Origin of the sequence: Agrobacterium genomosp. 13 str. CFBP 6927, assembly GCA_900012615.1 — a bacterium.
Classification (GTDB): Bacteria; Pseudomonadota; Alphaproteobacteria; order Rhizobiales; family Rhizobiaceae; genus Agrobacterium.
Map to the genome: position 1 here is coordinate 1,623,986 of LT009757.1, position 24,556 is coordinate 1,648,541.

Genomic DNA, 24,556 nt, shown 5'->3' on the forward strand with positions numbered 1-24,556 from the left:
ACAATGACCGTTACCATCGCCCGCGAAGACGCCATTGCAATCGTCACAGTCGACAATCCGCCCGTCAATGCGCTGTCGCAGGCGCTTCGCCAGGCGCTCGTCGACACGGTGGCGGAGCTGGACGCGGATGCGGGAGTGAAGGCCGTCGTGTTGCTCTGCGCCGGCCGCACTTTCATCGCCGGCGCCGATGTCAGCGAGTTCGGCAAACCGCCGTTGCCGCCGCATCTGCCGGATGTGGTGGCGAGTATCGAAAACGCGAAAAAGCCCTGGGTCGCGGGCATTCACGGCAGCGCGCTTGGCGGCGGTCTCGAAGTGGCGCTCGGCTGCGCCTATCGGGTGGCGCTTTCCACCGCCAGTCTCGGTCTGCCGGAGGTCAAGCTTGGCATCATCCCCGGCGCGGGCGGTACGGTGCGTCTGCCGCGCCTGATCGGTGCTGCTGCCGCTGTCGATCTGGTGACAAGCGGCAACCCGGTCGGGGCGAAGAAGGCAAAAGACCTGGGCCTCATCGATGCCGTGATCGACGGCGAGCTTCGTGCAGGTGCAATTGCGTTTGCGAAACGTGTCGCTGGAGACCCCCTTCCGCAGCCTATCTCCAGCCGTGCCGTGCCGGCCGTCGAAACCGGCTTTTGGGAAAACGCTGAAAAAGCCGTGGCCGCCAAAGCCAGACGCGAGGTTGCCCCACTGCGCGCACTCGCCTCCATCCGCAAGGCGAGCGAGGCCGAATTCGCCGACGCCATGGCCTTCGAGCGGGAGACTTTCCTGGAACTGCGCGGTTCTCCCCAGGCAGTCGCACTGCGCCACGTCTTTTTCGCCGAGCGGGCTGCGCCACGTCCGCCTGAACTATCCGGCATTACGCCGCATGATATTGGCACCGCAGCCGTCATCGGCGGTGGCACCATGGGCGCTGGTATTGCCGCAGCGTTGCTTGACGCGGGCCTGCCCGTCACCCTCATCGAGCGCGATACGGCGGCGGTCGAGCGCGGGCTTGCAAATATCCGTGCTATTTTTGAAGGCGCGGTGAAACGCGGCCGTATCACACAGGACGTTGCGGACCAGCGCATCGCCGGTGTCACCGGCAGCGATGATTATGGCCCGCTTGCCGATACCGACCTCGTTATCGAGGCCGTATTCGAGGACCTTGCCGTCAAGCGCGCTGTCTTTGAAAAACTCTCCGATGTCTGCCGGCCGGATGCGGTGCTGGCGACAAACACCTCCTATCTCGATCCCATCGCGATCAGCGAAGGCGTAAGCCACCCCGAACGTTTCCTCGGCCTGCATTTTTTCAGCCCGGCCCACGTCATGAAGCTGCTGGAGATCGTGCCGACGGCGGCAACCGCGCCGGAGGTTCTGGCCACCGGTTTCGCGCTCGCCCGCCTGCTCGGCAAGATCCCGGTTCGCGCCGGCATTTGCGATGGCTTCATCGGCAACCGCATTCTGAAGGTGACGCGTGCGCAGGCCGAACGGTTGCTGCTTTCCGGCGCAACGCCTTCGGCGGTCGATGCCGCCATGCGTGCCTTCGGCCTGCACATGGGGCCTTTCGAGGCGCAGGATCTCGGCGGTCTCGACATCGCCGCCTTCCAGCGCAAGGCCGCGCGCGAGCGGGGTGAAACGCCTTTCGCGCCCGTGGCGGACCGGCTCTGCGCCATTGAGCGCTTTGGCCAGAAATCCGGCGGTGGCTGGTACGATTACCAGCCGGGCGATCGCGCAGTAAAACCGTCGGAAATCGTGGCTGCGATCATTGCCGAGGAGGCAGCCGGTCAGGTGCAGCGGGTTTGGGACGACGCGTCGATTGCCGATGCGATCATTCTGCCGATGGTCAACGAGGCGATGCGTATTCTGGAGGAGCATATCGCCCTGCGCTCCGCCGACATCGATCTCGTCAAGATCCACGGCTATGGCTTTCCGCGATGGCGCGGCGGGCCGATGCACTATGCCGTGGAGCGCGGTCTTGGCGAGGTCGTGGCCGTCCTCGACCGCCTGTCAGCCGAGGGCCTTGCGGAGCCCCCAAGCAATGGCCTGCGCCGAGCCGCCGCCCAGTCAGCGATCTAGAGCCTGAACGTCTGCCACGGCAGGCAATGCGCCGGGCATTTGGACGCGCTTGCGTCTAGGGCTGCTCGGTGCCCGTGCGGGTAAGCCCGTCTCTCAGCGATTGAACCTTCTCGTTCAGATCGATCATCTGGGGTATGGTAAACCCGGAGCGGCGCAGCAGCGCATCCGTGAGGCAGCCGGTTTTCGGATGCAGTTCCGTTCCCTTCGGGGTCAGGAATACCTCGACCAGACGCTCGTCGGTCGTGCTACGCCGCCTTGAGAGGAAGCCGGCGGTCTCCAGCCGTTTCACCGCCGGCGTGATCGTGCTCGGCTCCAGGCCGAGCCTATCGGCTATGGCGGATATCGTCAGGCCATCGCGTTCCCATAGGGCGCTGAGGGCAAGATATTGGGTATAGGTGACGCCGAGTGCATCTAGCATGGGTTTGTAGGCCCGGTTGATCGCTAAGGCGGCGGAATAGATCGAGAAGCACAATTGGCTGTCCAGCGGCAGGGTCGGGGCGTCGGTCACGTCTCATCTCCAAAATTTCTGCGAGTGTTTTCATCACATTATCACAGAAATCGTTATCGCGATAATAAAAATATGGACAGATAAAATGCAATGCCGTACAAGATAATTATCGCGATAATGATTATTGCGAAACAAACAAAACAGGAGTTACGCACATGCTCAAGAATGTCCTGCTTGCCGCCGCCTCCATCGTTGTGGCCGCCACCGGCGCCTCCATCGCGTCGGCGCAGAATGACGCCGCCGTCAAAAACATCGTCCTTGTCCACGGTGGTTTCGCCGATGGTTCCGGCTGGAAGGGCGTCTATGATATCCTGAAGAAGGATGGTTACACCGTCAGTATCGTTCAGAACCCGACCACCTCTCTTGCCGATGACGTTGCCGTCACCAAGCGCGCCATCGACCAGCTGAATGGCCCTGTCGTGCTTGTCGGCCATTCCTATGGCGGTGTTGTCATCAGCGAAGCCGGCACCCATGAGAAGGTCCAGTCGGTCGTCTACATCGCCGCTTTTGCCCCGGATAAGGGGGAGTCGGTCTCATCGCTGATCGCCAATCCGCCGGAAGGTGCTCCCGTTCCGCCGATCCTGCCTCCGATGGATGGCTTCCTGTTCCTCGACAAGGCAAAATTCGCGGCTTCCTTTGCCGCCGACGTTGACCCGCAAACCGCTGCTTTCATGGCGGATTCCCAGGTGCCGTGGGGTGTTGAAGCCCTGGCTGGCGCCGTGACCGAGCCGGCTTGGAAGGCAAAGCCGAGCTTCTATCTGGTCGCTTCCGACGACCGCATGATACCGCCGCCAGCCCAGCGCCTGATGGCAAAGCGCGCCGGTGCCGCCGTCACTGAAGTTCCCGGCAGTCATGCCGTCTATGTCTCCAATCCGCAAGCTGTTGCCGACATCATCGAAAAGGCGGCAAAAGCCAGGAACTGAGACGCGCAAAAGTGAAATTGAAACGATAACCGGGGAGATGATCCCCGGTTTTCATGCTGACGCCCCAAAAGAACCAGTCGCCAGCGGTGACTTCAGGGTTAAGCCCCCAAACCTCCCCCCAGAGTAAAAAGCGAAGGCTTCGTGCACCCGCCCATTCCCTGTCAGCTATTCGATTTACTGCTGAGAGGCAGACACAGTGGCGTGCCATCGGCGGGATGCGGAATGACCATCGCCTCGACCCCGAAAATGGCGTTGATGAGGCGTGGGGTCAGCAGGCCGGAGGGGCTGCCTGTGGCGAGTATGCCGCCATCTGCAAGGGCAACCAGGTGGTCGGCATATTGTGCAGCGTGGTTGAGGTCATGCACAACCATGACGATCGTTCGGCCTTCGTCTGCGTTCAGCTTTCTCAGGAGGTCGAGAATTTCCAGCTGATGGGCGATGTCGAGATAGGTCGTCGGCTCATCGAGCAGGAGGAGCGGAGTCTCCTGCGCCAGTGCCATGGCAATCCAGGCGCGCTGCCTTTGGCCGCCCGACAGCCGATCGAGTTCGCGCTCGGCAAGCTCAAGAAGGCCGGTGGAGGCCAGAGCCTGTTCGACAATCTCTTCGTCGTGCCGGCTTGGGCGCGACAGGATGCCTTTGTGCGGATGGCGACCGAAACGGCAGAGCTGTCTGACGGTCAGCCCATCCGGAGATACCGGGCTCTGCGGTAACAGGGCAAGCGATTGTGCAACCGTTCTTGCGGCCATCGTTCTGATTGGTTTGCCATCAAGATAGACCGTGCCGGAGGAGGGGTGAATGACACGCGCCAGCGTGCGCAGCAGTGTCGACTTGCCGCTGCCGTTTGCGCCGATCAGGGCCGTGATTTTCCCGTCCGGTATGGCGAGATCGACATCGTTCAATACAGGGGCGGCGGCATAGCCGACGGTGATTTTTTCGCAGTGAAGGCGTGTCGGGTGGGCATCAGCCATGGCGACCTGTCTCCTTGATCAATAGAAAGACAAGATAGGGACCGCCGATCACAGCGGCGACGATGCCGGCGGGAATTTCATTCGGCAGGGCGATCACCCGGCCGATCAGATCTGCTGAAGAAAGGGCAAGGGCGCCGACAAGGGCGCTTGCCGGCACAAGATGGCGTGCGCGGCTGCCGACGAGAATGCGTGCGGCATGCGGTGCGATGAGCCCCAGAAACCCCATGCTTCCCACAGCCGCGACGCCGCCGGCGCACAGGAGAACGGATATGAAGATCAGGCCGCCACGCAGGGCAGGCGGTGAAATTCCGATGCTGGTCAGCGTATCGTCACCGAAGCCACCGGCATCCAGCCGCAGCGCAGAATAGATAACGGCCGGCAGGCAGGCGAGGAGCCAGAGCGAAAGGAAGAGCCCATCGCGTGCCGTGCTGCCATAGACGCTTCCCGCAAGCCAGACCATGGACTGGTCGGCACGGGAAGGGTGGAGCACCATGATGTATTGCATCAGCGCCTGGGCAAGCATTCCGAGGGCGACGCCCGTCAGCGCGAGCGAGGCAACGCCACCAAAGCGCCGACCGATGAAAAGGAGCGCGGCCGCACCGAACAGGGCGCCAGCGATCACGCCGAGCGGCACCGACCAGCTCACCCAGGCCGGTGGTGTCGCGAGCCCGGCGAGAAAAGCCCCTAGCCCCGCCCATTTGATGATGCCGACGACATCCGGGGAGGCGAGTGGGTTACGCAGCGCGCCCTGCAGGAAAACACCGGCGAGGCCGAAAGAGAGACCTGCAAGAAGGGAGACGGCGATCCGCGGCAGACGATATTGCATCACGATGAAGGCGTTTTTACCGCCGCCGAGCGCGTCGAGAACCTCGCGAAAACCGAGCGTGACGGCACCCGCCATGATGCCCAGAAGAGCGATGGCCGCAAGCAGCAGAAAAAGGATGCCGCAGACGCCGATGGCACGGGCGTCTGCCTGTCGCTCCAGCGCGCGGCTCATGCACCCCTCCGGCGGTTGAGCAGCAGAAGAAAGGCTGGAGCGCCGATCAGCGCCGTCACGATGCCAACGGGCAGTTCAGACGGAAAGGCGGCGATGCGGCCGAGAAGATCGGCGGTGTTGAGCAGGAGTGGGCCACAGAGCAGGGAGAGGGCAAGGACGGTTGCCTGGTCGCTGCCGACGAGACGCCGGACGATATGGGGCACCAGAAGCCCGATGAAACCTATGGGGCCGCTGACGGCAACAGCCGAGCCGGCCAGGACGACGATGAGAACCGCAGCCAGTCCGCCGACGCGCCGCGCATTCTGCCCGAGTGACACGCCGGTGCTTTCATCGAGCGACAGAACGCCGAAATGCCGCCCGGCGACAAGCGCCAATCCACCACCCACCAGCGAGAACGGCAGGATCGTCCAGACCTTGGGCCACTGCGCGCCGTTGACCGAGCCGGCGAGCCAGTAAACGATGTCCTGCGCCGCATTGTTGGCGATCAGTATTGCCTGGACGAGGGCGGACAGCACGAGCTGGATCGAGATGCCGGCAAGGGCGAGTTTCATATCGTTCATCGCCCCGGATACCGAGAGCGCCCACATCGCAAAGCCCACGATGGCAGCGCCCACGAAGGCCGGCCAGACTGTGCCTGCTCCCCGAAGCGCCGGAAAGGCGATCAGGCAGACGACGATGGCAAGCGACGCGCCGGCATTGATGCCGAAAGTCTGCGGCGATGCCAGCGGGTTGCGTGTCAGGGTCTGGATCAGGACACCGGCCACCGCCAGATTGGCGCCGACCAGAACGGCAAGAAGGACGCGCGGCAGGCGGATGTCCCAGACAAGCGCGTTTTCTGGCGACCCGTCGGGAGCCACCAGAAGCCGAAGGGCCGTCATTGGCGACAATTGCGATACGCCGAAGGCAATCCCGGCGATCACGCTTGCGGCCAGAAGCACGATGAGAAAGGCTGCGACGAGAAGTGGCCGCCGTGTTTTGTTGTCCGGGCCTTTGGAGGCCATCGCCGTCACGATCCCTATCCCGCCCTGTAGACCTTGGCCAGCAGCTCCCGGGCGATCATTTCGGCGGTTCGCAATCCACGGAACCGGGCGAACTGGTTGCGATCGACCTCGAAGACCATGTTGCTTCGGATCGCCGCGATGTTGGCCCAGGCGGCATTGCCCTTCCATTGGTCAAGCGCGGTGCCGCCCGGGTCGGTAGCGACAAGCAGGATGTCGGGATTGACCGCGATCAGCCGCTCAAGGCTGGCCCCGCTCTCCACCGGATCGGAGGAGCGGAGGGCGGGCACGAGGCCGAGAGCCTCAAAAACAGAGCCGGTGAAGGATGACGAAGTATGAAGGCTCATCGAATCCGGCGTCGCCACCGCAAGCAGAATGCGACGCTGTTCACCGGACGGGATGCGTGCGACCAGTGCGGCGATGGTCTCATCGTGCGCTGCAAGCACCTGCTGGCCCCTGTCGTGTTCGCCGAGGGCGTCGGCAATGGTGGCCACGCTCTCCTTGATGGTCCTGTAGTCACCTTCCCAGCTATTCAGGACGATGGTTGGCGCAATGGCACTCAACTGGCCATATATGGCGGCGTGCCGTACCTCATCCGCGATGATCAGGTCCGGCGCAAGGGTGCTGACGAGTTCGAGATTGGGTTCAAGCCGAGTGCCGACCGAGGCGTAGTCGATGCTCTTGCCCAGCAGCAGCTCGATGCGCTGGCGCTGGTTGTCGTCGGCTATGCCTGCGGGAACGACGCCGAGTGCATCGAGAGCCTGCACGAAGGAGAATTCCAGTGCCACGACGCGGCGTGGTCTGCCGACGATTTCCGTCGAGCCAAGCTGATGGGCGATGCTTCTTGGTGCCTCTTCGGCGATGCCGGTTCGGGAAAACATGGCCGACGCGATCGTCGAAAGAAGCAGGATGCCTGTTGTTCTGCGAGTAAAGGTAATCATCGATGGTTCCGGAGAGTGCGGCAGGCCGGTACTATACCGGCCCGCAAATTTTACGCGATCAGAAAGCAACCGAGGCACTGACAAAGAAAGTGCGTGGCTGGCCGACGAACTTGCCGCCGTTGTTGTCAGTTGAGCGTGTGAAATATTCGTTGTCGAAGAGGTTTTTCACGCCGAGTGCGAATTTGGGGGCGTTCTTGTTGTTTTCCGGCTGGTACGCCAAGCGCAGGTTGACGGTGCCATAGCCCGGTATGTCGCCAAGGCGTCCGGTAGAGTCTTCTTCCGTGACATAGGTCGTGCCGCTTCCGGGGGAGCGTTGCTTCGACTGCGCCGTGACATCCGCATTGATGACCCAGTCTTCATATCGGTAGCTTGCACCGACGGTGCCGAAGTGGCGAGAATAAAAGGGAAGATCTTTCCCCTTGAAATCTCCTGCCTCGTAAACGGCTTCCGTATAGGTGTAGTTCGCATAGACAGAGAGCCCGTCCAGCGATGGGGTGAGGCTGCCGAGATCGTAACGCCCTGCCGCCTCTATGCCCTGGTGGGTGGTTGCGCCGAGATTTGTCCACACGCCTTCACCGACGATGTTGCGGCTGAGCAGCAATTCCTTGTCGAAATCGATGTAGAAGGCCGTCAATTCCCCGCTCAAGGCATCGCCCTGGTAATGCGTGCCGATTTCATATGTTTTTGCTTTTTCAGGATTAAGGCCATCCGTGGTCGAGGCGAGATGGCTATATTGCTGAGGCCCGAAGGAAACGCCGGCATTTCCAAAGACACTCCAGGCATCGTTGATCTGGTAGGCGACGGAGAGCGTGGGCAGCAGTTCGTTCGCGTCGAATTGCGGCGAGCGCGATGCGGTCACGACACCACCGGTGAGGTCATTGACCGTGTTGTTGGTGCTGATCATCTCGTAGCGGACGCCGGGCGTGACGGTCCAGTTGCCGAACTGGATCTTGTCGTCGATATAGATGGCGTGTGCCTTGGTGCCGCCCTCGCTGGTCTGGTAGGTGACCATCGGACGCGTATGGGGATTGTAGCCGGGAACGCGGTCGTAATAATATGCGGTGCGCGCTGCCACCTCGGAGCTTTCCTCCCAGAGATAACGATAGCCGACAGTCACCTCATGCGTGGTGTCGCCGATGTCGAACAGGCGCGAGTAGCGTGGTTCGATACCGAAATATTCATAGTCGCGCGGTGCCGAAGTCAGACGGTAGCGGTTTGCGCTTGCCCCTGTTCCTTGCTGTTCGACGAAGCTGCCGCGGAATGAATTCACATAATAGCCGAGGATCTCGAAGTTGTTTTCGCCATCATTGTGCTGATAGCGCAGCGAGATATCATTACGGCGTCCATTGAACTCGTCGTATTGCCGTGTCGACTGGAATGGGTCTGCCGCATATTCACCCGTTGTCAGGCCCCCTGGCATTTGCCCTTCGCCGCTGTAGTGGTGATATTGCAGGCTCAGAGTGTCCGTATCCGAAAATTCATATTTACCCTTGAAGATCAGGTCGTCGATATCCGTGCGGTCGTTGCTGTCACGATAGCCGGTGCCATGAATGCCCGAATAGAGAAGCGCTGCCCCAAGCCCGTCATCATTGGTCCCGCCGATCAGGAAACTCGGTGTTGCCTTGGTGCCGCCGCCGAATTCAGCGGAGGAAGACATGCGAACGGTGACGTCATCCGGGATCGGGTGTGTCACGAAATTTATGATTCCACCGACATTCTGCGGCCCATAGCGTACGGAGCCTGCCCCGCGCACCACATCCACGGTATCGACATTGCCCAGCACAAGCGGGAAAAGAGACAATTGCGGCTGGCCATAGGGAGCGTAGGACAGCGGTATGCCGTCCATCAACACGGTGGAGCGTGGCGACAGGCGCGAGGTGAGGCCTCGAACACCGAGGTTGAGAGAGACATCGCTGCCGCCGGTGCCGGCACTTTCCTGCACTTGGACGCCGGGAATCTGGTTGAGGGCGTCACGAATGTCGACGGCGCCGCGCTCTTCCAGCTCCGTTTTGTCCATGATGGTGCGAGCGCCGGGGTGCTTCAGCACCTTTTCCTTGTTGGGCTGCTCCAGCCAGTTGCCGGTAATGGTGATGGCTTCAAGGACGGTTTCGCCGCCATTGGCGCCATCCTGCGCGAAAACGCTGGCGGGTGCGAAGGCGACCGAAGCGAGGAGAACGGAATTTGCTAATCTACGGTAGGAAATCATCAGGGCCCCAGACTGAAAACAGGACAACAAAATTCCTTCCGTGCCGGTACGGCGCGGTAAAGGGATCATCGGTTTGAAATGGTGTGTGGGAGCGGGTGCTTGCGCGCTTCCGCTAAAAAATGATTTTTCGACGATATTTCATGAGTGCCCCTCGACGGAAAATACGGGATCGGCCGCTGTCGCCCGCGGTTATGTCGTCGTCACTACATTATTGAAGTGCGGATATCAATAAAACATTACTGATATCCTCATCTTTTTGAATGGTGCCTTTCGGGATGCGCTATTGCGGTATCTGCTCGCGCAGCCGCGCTAGGCGCTTTCGGCTCTGGAGCGCTCGGTCCTGATTGCGCGTAGCAATGCCGTAGGCAAGAATATCGGAGGTGACGACGGCACCGAGCGTCCAGCTTGCAAGTCCCGCCGCGGATCCGACGCATGTCAGCACTGCGGAAGCCCTGTCGCGATAAAGCTCCGTCAGCTGGACGCCGCATACCAGAATGACACGACAGCCGATGTCGCTGACCTGATTGACGATGAGTCGTAATTCGGCCGTGTCGCGTGCGACGTGGAACAGAATGACGACGTCCTCCTGCCGCAGATCAACCAACTCGTTGGCGAGCGAAAAGCCGGACGATCCGGAATGACGGGTTCTCAGCCCGACGCGGCTGAGTGCTGTCGCGCAATGCCTTGCTTCTACCTCGGATCGTCCCATGCCCAGACACCACACGGTATCGGCGGCATCGAGCAACTGGATCGCATTCGCAAGCGAATCGATCTCCAGTTTTTCTTCACATGAAGTCATGATCTCATGGGCAGTGGAGAAGATGCGTTTTTTGATCCTGCCAAGATCGTCGCCGGTGGCGCGGAACCGCTGCGACAGCCGTTCCGTTGTTGGAACGCTTTTCGCCATGTTGCGGCTGGAGAGCCGCTTGAGTTCCGGCAGGCCGGTGAAGCCGAGCCGTCGCGCCGCACGAATGACCGTTGCGTCGCTCGTACCGCTCTTGGCCGCTATATCTTCCGCGCTTTCGAAGATCAGGACATCGATCGGCGTTGCCAGTAAATATTCGGCAACAGCCAGTTCCGAACGGCTGAGTTTCGATTTGTGCTGCTGAAAGCGGTCCCGCAACACCATATGATTGTCGTCGCTCATGCCATTCCCGTTTTGAAAATGAAGTACTCACGACAAACTAGATAGCTGACAAGCCTTTCCATCGAAACAGAAAATCCGTTCACCGATGAGAATGAGCGGCGAAGGGACGAGCGGGCGCCAGCTTCGATCGCGGCGCCCGGCGATTTTCATATTAGTAATCCGAGGCGAAGTTCAGGCGGAAACGCGCAGTCTGAACCGGGCGAGGATATTGCCTTCACACCACATCGGAAAATTGGTGCCCCACTTGTTATTGTGCAAATTGAAGCGGATGCCTTCGGCAAAGCTCGGTCGTTCCCGGCAGAACGTCATGAAATCCCAGCTTGCGGGCGCGACGAGTGGCGTGTCCAGGGGCTCGATCGTGTATTGCGGCCCGTCCGACAATGCTGCGCGAGCAGCGGTGACGGCCTGGAGCTGAGCGCCGCCGCTCTCGGCGGTGTTCTCCGCCTTGTGCCATAGGCCCATCTTCTTGAGGTTCCAGGTGATATCACCCTTCGGGGTGAACGACAGGAAACTTGCCTCGGGCATGCGGTTGGCAGGTTTTTCATGCAGGACGAATGTCAGCAGCAATGCATCCTGATCCTGTGCCAGCCGCAGCGAGACGGTCGGCGGCGCGCCATATTCGGCCGTTGCAAGCGTCGGCAGGGAGAGGAGCAGGCTATCGCCTTCCGCGGCCAGCAGCTTTGGCAGGAAGGTTTTTGACAGGCCGGTGCCGGAGGCGGCAAGGCCGGGCTTGTCATGGTCGAGAACCGCCCATTCCTGCCGGTGCGTAAGATAGGTATCCATATGACGGGCCACGTCTTTGGCGTCGTAGCTTTCATAACGATAGCTGATAAGCGACCCGTCGCCGCCTTCGATGCGATGGCCTGATGGCGCAATGATGGTGACGATATCCCCGGTCGCAGGATCGATCTCGGCCGACCACGCGCCGGCCTTCAGTTTCCCTTCGACGGCGCGTGGCGTGGGCATTGCAGGCGGCGCCACGGCAGTAATGGCCGCCTTCGCCTCGGCATGGTCTTTTTCATCCAGCGCCGATATTGCCTGATCGAGATAATTACGCTGCTCCTGCCATGAGGCTTCGGAATAGGTAAAGCGGTGGTCGCTGACGCGCGCAGCATCGAAATCCTTGCGCGACCAGGCCTTGTCGTCACGCAGATAGGACTTGATGTCGACGCCGCAGGTATGCTCGGCGACCATGGCAAGACCGCGGCCGAAGGCGAGGCGCGAAGTGGTGAGGCCATCGGCGGCGAAACGATCATAGACGCCTTGCAGGGCGAGGAATCGGGATATTTTCTGCGGATCGGTGGCGCTGCCATGAATCCAGCTGTCCGCCAGTTCGAGATCGATGACAGGGAAGCGTTCGCGCTCCTGCCACATCAGCGCGCCGTAATCCTCAAGCGTGGCTGCCTGGATAACCGCCTCGGGTTCGCGGTGGCGCATTTCACGATAAGTTTCAGCCGTCTGCGGCACGCTCTGCGGGCCGATATTGTCGCTGGTATGGGCAAAGCCGAGACCATCCGCCATGCCCTCGGGGAAACAGGTTTCGCCATAGGAGCGCTGGTACATGACGACGATTTCCTCGCCGCCCGGCGCGTGCCAGCGGAAAATGTCGGGAACTTCCGGCGGGGGTGAGGCTGTGTTGACGCCAAGATGCAGGAAACGAATGCCGGCTTCGGCCAGCAGCGGCACCATGCCGAGCGTGTGGCCGGGAACGTCGGTCATCTTCGCTGCGATTGTTTTGGTTGCGAAGCGGCGGTCAAGTTCCTGCGAATAGGAGAGGCCGGCGCGGAAGAGATGGGGCGACATCAGTTCCGTATGGGTGGTGAAGGGCAGGCCGTGCCAGCGGATCAGGCCGCGCTCGATCGCTTCTTCAAGCTTTGCGACATCCGAGGCGGGGCGGGTATTGAGATAGTCCCAGATCAGCCACGCGCCCGTCGTCCAGATGAACTTTGGCGCTTCAGGATTTTCCGCATAAAAATGCGCCCCGGTCTCGATGGCCTGCGGGATGAAACGTTCGTGATATTGCCTGCGGACCTTTTCCGCGTGGTCGGTGAAGCCAATGTCGAGATGGGTCTTGAAGACCAGATGCACGCGCTTTTTTGTCATATCTTTTCCGTTTAGCCCACGGTGCCGCGCACGACGAGACGCGTGCCGAGCGTTTCGACCATGGGGTCTGCGTCGGGGGTTTTGAGCCGCCTCAGGATGAGGCGGACGAGGGCCCGGACGCGATCTTCGAGATCGATCCGGACTGTGGTGAGGTTGTAGCTCTTCCAGTGGGCCTGTGGGATGTCGTCGAAGCCGACGACCTTCACGTCGCCCGGAACGGAAAGGCCGAGATCATGGCGCAGCGCATCGATCGCGCCAAAGGCGCCAACGTCATTGGCGGCAAAGATGGCATCCGCACCGTCACCGACGCGGAAGAGGTCGAGTGTCGCGCGGTAGGCGGTATCATAGGTATAGTCACCGGCAACGACGATCGGTGGCTCCATGCCCCGTTCGGCGAGAATTTCGGTGATCATGCGCTCGCGCTCGTTGTTTGCGAGCGATTGTTGTTTGCCACCCAGATAGGCAACACGGCGTGCGCCATAACCCTGCAACAATGCAACCGCCTGCTCGATGCCTTCTCTCTGGCGCACCAGAAGACGGTCGTAGATGCTGGAGGTAGGCTTGCCGGAAAACTCCGTAGCATCGTCATAGATAACGTAGATCGGCACCGCGCGGTCGAGAAAGCCGGTCAGCACGTCCGGCGCGATATTTTCCGTGAACGCGATTACCGAATCCGGGTTGAAGCCGCGCATATAGGTCAACAGGGTCTGGTCCATGCTGAAATCGGCCTTGGCCTTGAAAAGCAATGTGGCAAAACCCTCTGCCTGCAATGCCGTCGTCAACGCGTCAATTTCCTGGCTTTCCCAAGGGCTGCACACATCAGGCACGATCATGCCGACAAGGTGCGAGCGGCGCGTGACCAGCGACCGCGCGGCCATGTCGGGCGTGTAATTCAATTCGCGCGCCACCTGCAGGATGCGGTCGCGCTTCTCCGGCTTCAGCGAGGCATTCGGGTTGAATGCACGCGATACAGCGACCCGGGAAACATTGGCTTCGCGCGCCACGAGGTCGGCGGTCGCGCGGGCTGTTTTTTGCTGTTCAGTTCATCCATAGACCGCACTCGGCGCAAAAATGAAAACGTGTTCATTGATGAATTGCCTTTTTGACGATGTCCGTCAAGCTTGATGTGGTGAAATTACGATAAATCTGGTCAAATTCTTCGTTTTTATGGTTCGTATTCAGGTCTGTAATTTTTTCTGACGAACGCCCTGTTGACAAAAATGAAAGCGTGTTCATTCTTGATGTCGGGATGAGGCGGGGACCGGAGGAGTTCTAGCTTGCCGGATCCTCGAAAAGCGCGCGCCGTCGCGCCGAATTATTTTTTGGGAGGACTTTCAATGCGCAGGAGCATCAAAACTCTGTTGTTGGGTGCCACAGCAGCAATCGCGCTGTCGGGCCCGGTCTTGGCCGCGACGGAGCTCAACATTACCTGCCGCTGCGTGATCGGCGGTGTTAATTCCGGCATGGCGGAATGGATTCAGAAGGCCGTTATTCCCGCCTTCACGGAAAAAATGAAGGCCGATGGCAAGGATGTCACGGTCAAGCTGACCCAGTTTGGCGGCGAGGACGAGCAGCTGACGCAGCAGCTCGCGCTTGATTTCTCCACTGGTGCAGGCCCGGATATTTCCAATTTCGACGGTTTCATGATCCCGAGCTTTGTGCAGGGCGGCCTTTTGAAGTCGCTCGAGGAGATTGCCGGCCCCGCGGCGGCATCCTGGGAGGGCTGGAAGCATATCTCGGAAGGTTCTCAGGCCCTGATGAGCTACCAGGGCAAGCCCTATGGCATTGCGCTTGGCACCGATGCGCGCATGATTTTCGTGCGCAAGGACGTATTCAAGAAGGCTGGCATCGATGCCGACGGCTGGCAGCCGAAGTCCTGGGACGAACTGCTCGAAGCCGCCCGCAAGATCAAGGCTGCCGATCCTGAAAGCTTCCCGCTGCAGCTGAATGCCGGCGTTTCCATGGGCGAAGCCACGACAATGCAGGGCTACTGGATGGCGCTGCTCGGCACCGGTGAGCAAGTCACCGATGAAAACGGCAAATACATCGTTTCCAGCCAGGGCATCCTCGATACGCTGAAGCTCTACAAGACAATTTATCTGGACGAGAAGCTTGGAGACCAGCGGGCTCAGCTGCTGGCCGATGGCCGTAACCGCAGCTTTGCCAATTTCCGCAATGGCAAAACCGCCATGCTGGTCGAAGGCGACTGGTTCTATCGCTCCGTCACCAAGCCGGGCGCCGAATTCGAAGTCGCTGACCGTGACAATGTCATGACCTGGAAGAAGATGCCTTCCGAAAAGCCCGGCCGTGGCCTGCGTGGTCAGGATTTCGTCACCATGTCTGGCGGCACCGGTTTTGTCATCAATCCCAATACGGATACGCCGCAGGAAGCCTGGGAACTGCTCTCTTTCATGAACAGCAAGGAACAGCTTGATGCCTTTCAGGCGATCCAGCCTGCGATCCGCATCCGAAATGACGTACCGATCCCGAATTCACCCTTCCTGACGGAAACTGCCAAGACATTGCTGCCGATCACCACCGCTCGCCCGAATGACGCGAACTACAACAAGGTTTCCGCTGAAATTCAGCGCATGACCGAACGCGTGGTTTCCGGCGAGCTCTCGCCAGAGGATGCAATGGCTCAGTTCAAGACCGCCGTGATCGGTATCGTCGGTGCAGAAAATACGGTTAGCCGCCTCTGAGGCATAACGGACTGCGTCTGACCGATTACCGGTCAGACGCAATTTGCGACGGATCGGTGTGATCCGCCATGAGGTAAAAAAGCATGAAAAACTTCTCGCTGCTTTCCACGCGGGCAGGCGCTGTCTTTTTGGCTCCTGCCGCCGCGCTGGTCGGCATTTTTGTTATGGTCCCGTTTTTCTGGGTGATCTTCGTTTCCTTCACGAACCGAACGCTCATCGGGCGCACGGCAGTCGATCCGGATTTCGTCGGTCTGCAAAATTATTTCACGCTGTTTAATCCGGATACGTTCTTCACCCGCGGCCAGTTCGGTTTTTCCTTCATCCTGACGCTGCAATTCGTGCTGCTTTCCGCGCTTGCAGGCCAGGCGCTGATCGGCCTGTTGCTCGCCTGGCTCAGCCAGGCCGTATCGCCGGCATTGAAGTCCTTCCTGCAGACGGCGGTCATTGCCGCTTGGATATTGCCGGAAGTGGTCATCGGTTTCGCGTGGTTCGCCTTTCTCGACTATGACAATGGCACGCTGAACATGATCATGCGCGGCCTCGGCCTGCCACCCGGCGACTGGCTTCTGCAGCAGCCTTTCTGGGTGATCGTGTTCTTCAACACCTGGCGCGGCGCAGCCTTCTCGATGATGCTGTTCAATTCTGCCTTTCAGTCCATCCCGCCTAGCTATTTCCAGGCAGCGGACGTGGCCGGCGCAACCTCCTGGCAGAAACTTCGCGACATCGCGCTGCCGCTCATCCGCGGCCATGTCGTCACCGACCTCATCCTCATCACAATGTGGACTTTCAACGTGTTTACGCCATTCCTGCTCACCAATGGCGGGCCGTCCTACCGAACGGAACTGCTGTCAATCTATACCTATCGTATCGCATTCAAGGATTTCGAGTTCGGCAAGGGTGCGGCGGTCGGTGTCATCATCATGCTCGTCAACCTCGCCTTTGCGCTTGTCTATCTGCGTATCGCGCGCAAGAAAACGGCGGAGGCTGAGTGATGCAGATCTCCGGAAACGTCTTTAAACGCCGCATTCTCTTTTCCGTGGCAGCATCCCTGCTCGGCGTGGCCTTCGCCCTGCCGCTCGTCTGGTTCATCTTCGCACCGTTCAACGCCCGCGCCGAACTCGGACTTGCAATTCCCGATGCGTTCACTCTCTCGAACTTCATGACGGTATTCGAGAACACCTTTGCAATGCGGGCCCTTTTAAACAGTCTGATCCAGTCTTTCGGCGGGGTCATTCTGATCGGCGCGGCAGCGACGCTTGCTGCTTATGCCCTTTCTCGCTCGTCAATTCCCGGTAAAGGGGCGGTCACCTACACGCTTCTACTGTTTTCTTCCGTCGTGTCGGGCTCGGCGGCGATGGTGCCGATCTTCCTGATCATTTCTGCGGCCGGTCTCATCAATACCCATATCGCCGTCATTCTCGTTTTTGCGGGCGGGCTACTGCCGACGGCAATGTTCATCCTCCGCGATTTCATCGATGCCATCCCGCGTTCCTACGAGGAAAGCGCCATGGTGGCCGGTGCCTCACCGCTGCAGGCTTTCTTCGACGTGGCATTGCCGGTCATCCGGCCGGGCATCGTGGTCGTCGTGGTCTGGGCATTCGTCAATATCTGGGGTTCATTCCTCATCCCCTTCATCCTGCTGCGCAGCGATAGCCTGATGCCGGCCTCGGTCGCGATCTACTCCTTCTATTCGGAGGCGGGCACACCGATCGTCACGCTCCTTGCTGCCTATTCGCTCATCTATTCGCTCCCCGTCATCGTGCTTTACCTCTTCGTGAACTGGAAGTTTGGTTTCCGGTTCTTTGGTGGCATCAAGTCGTAATCGGAAATCAGTTTCATGGCCTCTGTCGAATTCCAGAATGTCTCCAAGAGCTTCGGTCACTTTCATGCGGTGCCCGACATCAGCTTTCAAATATCGGACGGCGAGTTCGTCTGCCTGCTCGGCCCCTCCGGCTGCGGCAAGACGACGAGCCTGCGCATGATCGCCGGCCTCGAAACGCCGACCTCGGGCAAAGTGCTGATCGGCGGCAAGGACGTCACCTATCTGCACCCCAAGGACCGGCAGATATCGATGGTCTTTCAGGACTATGCGCTTTATCCGCACATGAACCTTGCCGATAACATCGCCTATCCGCTCAAAGTGCGCGGCGAGAGCGAGGAAAAGCGCCATGCGCGCGCCAAGCAGGTGGCCGACGTGCTTAAGATCGGTGATCTGATGAAGCGCCTGCCGAGCCAGATTTCCGGCGGACAGCAGCAGCGTACATCGCTGGCACGTGCGCTTGTTTATCCCAGCCAAGTCTATCTGTTCGACGAGCCGCTTTCCAACCTCGATGCCAAGCTACGTCTTGAAGCGCGTGGCTTCCTCAACCACCTGCAGCGCGACATGGGCATGACGGCGGTCTATGTCACCCACGACCAGGCCGAGGCCATGGCGCTTGCGACCCGCATCGCAGTCATGGACAAGGGCCGCATCGTTCAGTTCGCACCGCCCATCGAGATTTACCGGCGTCCGGCCACCACCTTCGTTGCCAATTTCGTGGGCAACCCGCCGATGAACCTCGTGTCGGCCGATGCCATGGTTGCCGATGGCAAGCTGCAACTGCGCGCCGATGGCCTGACACTGCCGGGCCTGCCTGTCTCCGACGCCATTGCGGCGGCCGCGGGCAGCGGCCGGATGACGCTTGGCGTTCGGCCCGAACATTTGCGGATCGCCCAGGCCGGTGATGAAAACACCATCACGGGCAAGCTTTTCGCCAATGAGAACATGGGCCCGGAAAGCCTTGTCACGATGGAACGCGAGGATGCCGGCCGGGTGACCGCCCGCATTTTCACGGATGACGAGATTCGGGTGAACGACGTCGTGACGCTCGCCTTCGATATCCGCCACGTCACATTGTTCGATGGCGCCGGCATACGCATTCCGGATGTCGGTGAGTAAGACGGGAAGTGTGATGACCGAAATCAGGGTTCACGTCAGTCGCGCCGACCAGTCGGCCGATCCTTACTTCTATGTTCCTTTCGATGTTCAGAAGGGTGTAACGCGCATCGATGTGACGATGGCCTATCGGAAGGCCGAAGATTGCGTCATCGATCTCGGCGTGCTCGACGCTACGGCGACGGACTACCCGTCAGTCGCCGGTTTCCGTGGCTGGAGCGGCGGCGCACGCGATTGCTTCTTTGTTGCGACCGATGATGCAACGCCCGGCTATATCCACGGCGAGATGCCGGCCGGCACATGGAAAGTCATGCTCGGCCTGCATAAATTGCCGGAAAACGGAGCCGATGTCGTCGTGACTATCCGTTGCGACAGCGCGCCGCGCAGACTGGAGCCGCAGCCGGAGCGCCGCTTTCCTCGGCGGGAAGGGGCGGGCTGGTATAGGGGCGATCTGCATTGCCACACTTTCCATTCCGATGCATTGGGCTCTCCGGAGCTGCTGCATCAGGCCGCCTTGCAGGCCGGTCTCGATTTTCTTGCCATTGCCGATCACAACACCATCACGCAGCGCCGCTATTTCCATCCGCAATCCTCGCCGGCCCTTGTCTTCATCCGGGCGATGGAGATAACGACGGCGACTGGCCACGCCAATGTCTATGGTGTCGATGAGTGGATCGATTTCCGCATGACCAAGCCGGAACATGCCCATACGCTTTCCCGGCTGGTGCATGAGCGCGGCGGGCTTTTGTCCATCAATCACGACAAGCCCACCATTCAATGGGACTACGACCTGCCCGAGATCGACTGCATGGAGGTCTGGCAGTCACACTGGATGGCATGGAACTGGGTGTCGCTCGGCCGCTATCAGCAGCGACTGGCTTCGGGTCTGAAGATCTCCGCCATCGGAGGCAGCGATTTTCATCAGCCTGCGCAACTCATGCCCGAGGGTCCGCTGGTGCTTGCCCGCCCGACGACGGTGTTCTGGCTGGAGGAACTATCGGAAGATGCTGTCCTCGCTGCGATGAAGGCGGGTCGCGGTTATGTGACGGAAAGCCCGACGGGGCCGCATCTTGCGCTGACGGTGAACGGCCAGCCGATGGGTTCGACGGTTTCCGGACCGGTCGTCGCAGAAGCCGATGTGAGGGGTGCAGATGGCGATCTGCTCGTCTGGATCGATGCGAGCGGCATTCTCACCACGCAGACCATTGAAACAGATGCTTGGACGGGCAGTTTCTCCGGCGAGGCAAAGACCTTCCTTCGTGCCGAAATCATCGCTGCGAATAGCCGCGAAAGGCTGGTTGCCGATTTCATGGCGGCACAGGAGGGGCGCTCGCTTCCCTGGCAGCTTCAGGGCGTCCATATGCAGGATCAGCCGATCCGCCGGGCAGTGAGCAATCCGGTTTACATCCAGCCCTAGTTTCCCGGACAGATGACAAGTGGGGCGGGCGGACTTCTCCGCTCGCTCGTTCGTGCACTTGCAATATTACGGGCGCGGCAAAGTCCGCACGCCGTCGCGGCCGGCTCCGCCCCATCCTTGGTTAAAGACTATCAGGTGGTCCGGTCGTTTCTCCGTCGTGGCGCAGGTTTCGGTAACGATGTTATAATACGTCCGAGAGTGACGGTTATCTACAAATGGATGCCACTGAGCTCATTCGGCCTCCCAACGCGATCCAGATTTCAGGGCAGTTCCGGCGCGCAGATCGCCTGATTTACCGATGTGAGCCTCAGTCGATAAAAGTGCTTTAAGCGGTATTGCATTCGTATGCATTTATGCTACTTTGCATACGAATGCAAAAACTGACACGACGTCGTTATGAGAAATTTGGGAGGAGCCAAATTATGATTTCGAGGCGTAACTTCACGCAACTGGGTTTGGCGGCGTCGATGGCGGCCACCTTCGGTGTTTCGCCGCGCCGGGCCTCGGCTGCTCTTCTTGAGGGCAAGCCTTTCGCCGGCCAGGCTATCAATATCATGCTGCCGCAATCGAGCCAGTTTCGCGCCCATGAAAAGCGGCTTGCGCAATTTGAAGAACTGACGGGCATCAAGGCTGTTTATACCTATGTTCCCTATGGTCAGGTACGCGACAAGATCACGACCGAAGCGGTGGCAGGCAGCTCTGAATATGATGTCGTCTGTTATCAGGACAATTGGGGTCCGTCCCTGTCGATTTATCTGCACCCGCTCGACGAATTGCTCAAGCGCGATGGGCTCGACATCAACCGTTACCCGCAAGCCTACAAGCTCGGCGGCCAGATCGGCGGCGTGACCTACGGTCTTCCGGTGCGCGGCCATCCCCAGATGCTGTTTTATCGCAAGGACCTTTTCGATGCCGCGGGCCTCAAGCCGCCGACGACCTGGGACGAGGTTGCTGCTGCGGGTGCCGCCATACAAACGGCCAATCCCGATGTGTCGGGTGTGGCGATGTATTACGGCAAGGGCAATGGCCAGCAGAACCTCTTCCTCTGGCTCAATCATTTATGGGGCAAGGGCGGCGACATCTTTTCACCCGACTTCAAGGAAACCCGCTTCACCGATCCGGCTGCCATCGAAGCCACGCAGATGTATCTGGACCTTTTGCTGAAGCATAAGGTGGCTGCGCCCGGTTCCGTGCAGTTCGTCGAAGGGGACGCCGTCAACTCCGTGGCGCAGGGCAAGTCGGCCATGGTCATGGTCTGGTGGTGGGTCTATTCGGTTCTGACGGGCGAAAAATCCTCTCTGAAGCCGGAACAGGTCGGCTTTGCGCCCATGCCGCAGTTCGACAGCGGTGCCCCCGTATCCTATGCCCTGTCTTTGCCCTTCGCGGTCAGCGCGCTTTCGAAAAAGAAGGATGCGGCATGGGAATTCATGAAATGGGTTTCGACGCCGGAACTCGAGATCGAATGCGCGATCGACAAATCCGACCCCAAGACGTCTGATATCGTGGTCACCAACACGAAGAGCTTCCTCGACGAAAAGGTGAATGCGGCAAATCACGGCCTTCATAAGGTCGCTGCGAAGAGCCTTGAGGGTTCGCGGATCATGCCGCAGCTCAAGGAATGGCCGCAGATTGCCGTCACACTTGAAAACACCATCTCGGAACTTGCCACCGGTTCAAGGCCGGTAAAGGATGGGCTGGATCAGGCGGCTCAGGACATCGATCGTATCCTGCGGCGTGCAGGTTATCGCAAGGGCTGAGTGAACCGCCTTCACCGTGAATGAAGGCATATGCCGGGTGGAGCAGGCGCTTCCCCTGGCAGGCCTTCCCTGTCGTCAAGGGATTTTCCGTGAAAGACAAACATCTGAAATACTGGCTGATTACACCAGCCTTCGTCGTCATCGCAGCGACGCTTCTCTACCCATTGGGTGCCGCTCTCTGGTACTCGGTCCATGAGTGGAACCTGGCGCAGCAGCCGACGCTCGGGCCTTTCGTCGGCATGGAGAACTATACCCGCGTCATCACGGACGATCCGGATTTCTGGCACAGCATCCGGGTGACGTCGGTCTTCACAGTCTTCTCCGTCTTCTTCACGATGATCCTCGCCATGGGGCTGGCTTTGCTTCTGGCCGGTGCCGATATGATGCGGGTAAGTGTGCGTACGCTGCTCGTGATACCTTTCGCCATGTCGCCTGCATTACTCGGCATATCCTGGCGCTTCCTGTTCAATCCGGAGTTCGGCGCATTTGCCGCCGTGGTCGGCGCCGTCGTTCCGTCGTTGAAAGGCGTTCCGATCCTTGCTGATCCGACACTTGCGATGGCGACGTTGATAGCTTCGGACGTCTGGCACTGGTCGCCTTATTTCATGCTCCTCTTCATTGGCGCGCTTGCCGCTCTTCCGCAGGAAACTGTTGAGGCAGCCCAGGTCGATGGGGCTTCCAAGACACGGGTGTTCTTTGAAATCGTGTTGCCGCAGCTGCGGCCGGTGCTTGCCATCGCCCTTCTGCTCAAGGCGATCTTCTCGCTCAAGGTTCTCGATCAGGTCGTCACGCTCACCAATGGCGGTCCGGGGACGGCGACGGAAACGCTGGCGCATTTCGTGTTCCAGACCGCCTTCCGCTGGTACGACCTCGGTTATGCGGCGGCGGTTGCCTATCTGCTCGCGGCTGTCATGGCGGTGCTTGCAGCAATTTATTCACGGTTCGTCATGGAGCGCCAGTGACATGCAGATGAAAACCAGAAACCGGATTTCAAGCCTCGCGCGCGGACTTGCCATCGCGCTCATTCTCCTCGTTTTCATCGGTCCGATCGTGTGGATCGTGGCGACGGCATTCAAGGACCCCCGCGACGTCTACGCGCTGAGGTTCTTCTTCACACCCACGCTTGAAAATATCCGCACTGCGTTCGAAGCGCCGTTTCTCGTCGGCGAGCGCACCTGGAACAGCATCGTCGTGACGATGGGAACGCTGCTGCTGTCGTTGCCGATCGCCACTGCCGCGGCCTATGCGTTTTCGCGCTTCCGGTTCCCCGGTGGCAGCATCTGGCCGATCGGCGTGCTGGCGACCCAGTTCATCCCGCCCGTCATCGTCATCATTCCGCTCTTCATCGCCTTTCGCCAGGGTGGTCTGCTCGACACGCGCATCGCGCTCATCATCGCCAACATGTCTTTCGTGGTTCCCTATGCGATCTGGATGATCAAGGGGTTCATCGACTCCATACCGGTGGACATGGAGGAAGCAGCGCAGATCGACGGCGCGTCACGCCTGAGGGCAATCTGGGATGTCGTCGTTCCAATGGCGCTTCCGGGCATCGCCACCGCCGGCATCTTCTGTTTCGTCGTCGCATGGAACGAGTTCTTTTATGCGCTGGTGCTGACGCGGGAAAACGCAACGACCATACAGGTAGCGCTGATGAGCGCCAGGACGGAACGCGGCGACGCGTGGGAAATCATGGCCGCCATCGGCCTCGTGATCATCCTGCCGATGCTTGTTCTGTCCCGATACGTCCAGAAATATTTCGTTAAAGGCCTTGTTTCGGGCTCGGTAAGATAGGGAGAAGACAATGAACGATGTATCAACCGCAAAGCGTGACTTGCGCGCAGGCGTGACAACGGTGCGGCAGCGCTCCGTGGAGGAGCTGCTTGCACCCAAGGAACGCAATGGCTTTCCCCTGGCGGGCTTCGACGATGCATTCGGCGATATCGTCGACTATATCTTCAAGATAACGCACTGGATCTGGGCTGAAAAATCGGTCGGCAAGATCTACGATTATTACGATCATGCCTGCATGGTCTATACAGCCTTCGATATTACCCGCTCCGTCGAGGAGGTCGTCAACGGCACCGTTTCGATGATGCAGGCCTTTCCCGACCGGGAGAGCCGTTTCCTCAACGTGGCCTGGAGCGGCGATGACAAGGAGGGCTATTACACAAGCCATCTCGGCTTCAGCCAGATGACCAATATCGGTCCGAGCGCCTATGGCGAAGCGACCGGGCGGCGGGTGAACATCCATACCGTGGCCGACTGTGTCTCCAGGGATAACAAGATTTTCCGAGAATGGCTGGTGCGGGACAACGGTGCGATGGTGCGCCAGCTGGGTTTTGACATTCATGAGGTTGCGCGCAGCCTCGCGGATCGGGATGCCGCTGCCGGCCGTGAACCCTGGTTCATCGGCCAGCCCGAGCGCTCCGCAGGCCAGGCGCTGCCATTGCCCCTCGACCGGCCCAAAAAGACGATCGAAGACAGGCTTGCCCATATGCTGCACGAGGCATGGAACCGCCGACGGTTCGACGCGCTTCGGGAAGTTTACGACCCTGCCGTCAATGTCCATATGGCCGGCGGCCGCGAAATTACTGGTATCGAAGGCCTCGTCTATCATTTCATCCAGATTGTCGCGGCTTTCCCGAACGCGGTGTTTTCCTTCGATAATTATTGCCATGCAGACGAAGCGGACGGCACGATTGCGGCAGTACGCTGGTCCATCCGCGGACATCATCGCGGTAACGGTCTGTTCGGCGCGCCGAGCGGCAAACCGGTCTATATTCTCGGCATGTCGCATTTCCGCTTCAACGACGACAAGATCATCGAAGAGTGGACCCTGTATGACGAACTTGCCATCCTCCGGCAGATATATGCCCACGGGCCGGTTCGGCAGGAGGATTGAGAC

20 protein-coding genes are annotated in these 24,556 nt (G+C 59.8%); 11 read left to right on the top strand and 9 right to left on the bottom strand.

Annotated features, from left to right (window positions below):
• Positions 1 to 3: 3 nt before the first annotated feature.
• A complete protein-coding gene (locus tag AGR13A_RS21720) occupies positions 4 to 2,049 on the top strand; it encodes a 3-hydroxyacyl-CoA dehydrogenase NAD-binding domain-containing protein (protein WP_080839410.1) in 2,046 nt (681 codons plus the stop codon).
• Positions 2,050 to 2,104: 55 nt separating this feature from the next.
• Here AGR13A_RS21720 and AGR13A_RS21725 read toward each other — a convergent pair whose 3' ends face one another.
• On the bottom strand, positions 2,105 to 2,557 hold the full coding sequence (locus tag AGR13A_RS21725) for a MarR family winged helix-turn-helix transcriptional regulator (protein WP_080839412.1): 453 nt from the start codon (positions 2,555 to 2,557) through the stop codon (positions 2,105 to 2,107).
• 155 nt (positions 2,558 to 2,712) lie between these two features.
• On the opposite strand from AGR13A_RS21725, the gene AGR13A_RS21730 reads away from it, so the two are divergent.
• Positions 2,713 to 3,480 carry an alpha/beta fold hydrolase gene (locus AGR13A_RS21730; protein WP_080839415.1) on the top strand — a complete coding sequence of 256 codons (768 nt, stop codon included), beginning with the start codon at positions 2,713 to 2,715 and terminating at the stop codon, positions 3,478 to 3,480.
• Between the two features lie 161 nt (positions 3,481 to 3,641).
• On the opposite strand, the gene AGR13A_RS21735 is transcribed toward AGR13A_RS21730, so the two are convergent.
• The 8 genes from AGR13A_RS21735 to AGR13A_RS21770 all read right to left on the bottom strand — a co-directional run bounded on the left by AGR13A_RS21735 (position 3,642) and on the right by AGR13A_RS21770 (position 13,844).
• Positions 3,642 to 4,448, bottom strand: coding sequence for an ABC transporter ATP-binding protein (locus AGR13A_RS21735; RefSeq protein WP_080839417.1), 807 nt, complete (start codon positions 4,446 to 4,448; stop codon positions 3,642 to 3,644).
• A complete protein-coding gene (locus tag AGR13A_RS21740; protein ID WP_080839420.1) occupies positions 4,441 to 5,445 on the bottom strand; it encodes a FecCD family ABC transporter permease in 1,005 nt (334 codons plus the stop codon). Before AGR13A_RS21740 ends, AGR13A_RS21735 begins: the two co-directional genes overlap by 8 nt.
• Positions 5,442 to 6,446: a FecCD family ABC transporter permease gene (locus AGR13A_RS21745; RefSeq protein WP_080839422.1), complete on the bottom strand. Its 1,005-nt coding sequence runs from the start codon at positions 6,444 to 6,446 to the stop codon at positions 5,442 to 5,444. Before AGR13A_RS21745 ends, AGR13A_RS21740 begins: the two co-directional genes overlap by 4 nt.
• 14 nt (positions 6,447 to 6,460) lie before the next feature.
• The gene (locus AGR13A_RS21750; RefSeq protein WP_080839424.1) at positions 6,461 to 7,384 is read right to left on the bottom strand and encodes an ABC transporter substrate-binding protein; all 924 of its coding nucleotides are present in this window, start codon (positions 7,382 to 7,384) and stop codon (positions 6,461 to 6,463) included.
• Between the two features lie 58 nt (positions 7,385 to 7,442).
• The gene (locus tag AGR13A_RS21755; RefSeq protein WP_080839426.1) at positions 7,443 to 9,590 is read right to left on the bottom strand and encodes a TonB-dependent receptor family protein; all 2,148 of its coding nucleotides are present in this window, start codon (positions 9,588 to 9,590) and stop codon (positions 7,443 to 7,445) included.
• Positions 9,591 to 9,870: 280 nt separating this feature from the next.
• Positions 9,871 to 10,737, bottom strand: coding sequence for a MurR/RpiR family transcriptional regulator (locus AGR13A_RS21760; protein WP_080839427.1), 867 nt, complete (start codon positions 10,735 to 10,737; stop codon positions 9,871 to 9,873).
• 171 nt (positions 10,738 to 10,908) lie between these two features.
• Positions 10,909 to 12,840, bottom strand: a complete 1,932-nt coding sequence (locus AGR13A_RS21765; protein WP_080839429.1) for a DUF5054 domain-containing protein — start codon at positions 12,838 to 12,840, stop codon at positions 10,909 to 10,911.
• An 11-nt stretch (positions 12,841 to 12,851) separates the two neighbouring features.
• Positions 12,852 to 13,844: a LacI family DNA-binding transcriptional regulator gene (locus AGR13A_RS21770; RefSeq protein WP_080839431.1), complete on the bottom strand. Its 993-nt coding sequence runs from the start codon at positions 13,842 to 13,844 to the stop codon at positions 12,852 to 12,854.
• A gap of 333 nt (positions 13,845 to 14,177) precedes the next feature.
• Here AGR13A_RS21770 and AGR13A_RS21775 point away from each other — a divergent pair, with 333 nt between their 5' ends.
• From AGR13A_RS21775 to AGR13A_RS21815, 9 genes are all read left to right on the top strand, one after another.
• The gene (locus AGR13A_RS21775; RefSeq protein ID WP_080839433.1) at positions 14,178 to 15,542 is read left to right on the top strand and encodes an extracellular solute-binding protein; all 1,365 of its coding nucleotides are present in this window, start codon (positions 14,178 to 14,180) and stop codon (positions 15,540 to 15,542) included.
• Positions 15,543 to 15,625: 83 nt separating this feature from the next.
• The gene (locus AGR13A_RS21780; protein ID WP_080839436.1) at positions 15,626 to 16,534 is read left to right on the top strand and encodes a carbohydrate ABC transporter permease; all 909 of its coding nucleotides are present in this window, start codon (positions 15,626 to 15,628) and stop codon (positions 16,532 to 16,534) included.
• Positions 16,534 to 17,364 (top strand): carbohydrate ABC transporter permease, encoded by an 831-nt coding sequence (locus tag AGR13A_RS21785; RefSeq protein WP_080839438.1) that lies wholly within the window; start codon positions 16,534 to 16,536, stop codon positions 17,362 to 17,364. Before AGR13A_RS21780 ends, AGR13A_RS21785 begins: the two co-directional genes overlap by 1 nt.
• Before the next feature lie 15 nt (positions 17,365 to 17,379).
• Complete coding sequence (locus AGR13A_RS21790; RefSeq protein ID WP_080839439.1) at positions 17,380 to 18,480, top strand: ABC transporter ATP-binding protein; 1,101 nt, start codon at positions 17,380 to 17,382, stop codon at positions 18,478 to 18,480.
• A gap of 13 nt (positions 18,481 to 18,493) precedes the next feature.
• Positions 18,494 to 19,894, top strand: coding sequence for a CehA/McbA family metallohydrolase (locus AGR13A_RS21795; RefSeq protein ID WP_080839441.1), 1,401 nt, complete (start codon positions 18,494 to 18,496; stop codon positions 19,892 to 19,894).
• Between the two features lie 422 nt (positions 19,895 to 20,316).
• Positions 20,317 to 21,651, top strand: coding sequence for an ABC transporter substrate-binding protein (locus AGR13A_RS21800; protein WP_208612413.1), 1,335 nt, complete (start codon positions 20,317 to 20,319; stop codon positions 21,649 to 21,651).
• An 89-nt stretch (positions 21,652 to 21,740) separates the two neighbouring features.
• Entirely contained in the window at positions 21,741 to 22,613 is an 873-nt protein-coding gene (locus AGR13A_RS21805; RefSeq protein WP_080840403.1) for a carbohydrate ABC transporter permease, read from the top strand.
• A gap of 1 nt (position 22,614) precedes the next feature.
• Positions 22,615 to 23,442, top strand: a complete 828-nt coding sequence (locus tag AGR13A_RS21810; RefSeq protein ID WP_080839443.1) for a carbohydrate ABC transporter permease — start codon at positions 22,615 to 22,617, stop codon at positions 23,440 to 23,442.
• 10 nt (positions 23,443 to 23,452) lie between these two features.
• A complete protein-coding gene (locus tag AGR13A_RS21815) occupies positions 23,453 to 24,553 on the top strand; it encodes a nuclear transport factor 2 family protein (RefSeq protein ID WP_080839444.1) in 1,101 nt (366 codons plus the stop codon).
• Positions 24,554 to 24,556: the final 3 nt, after the last annotated feature.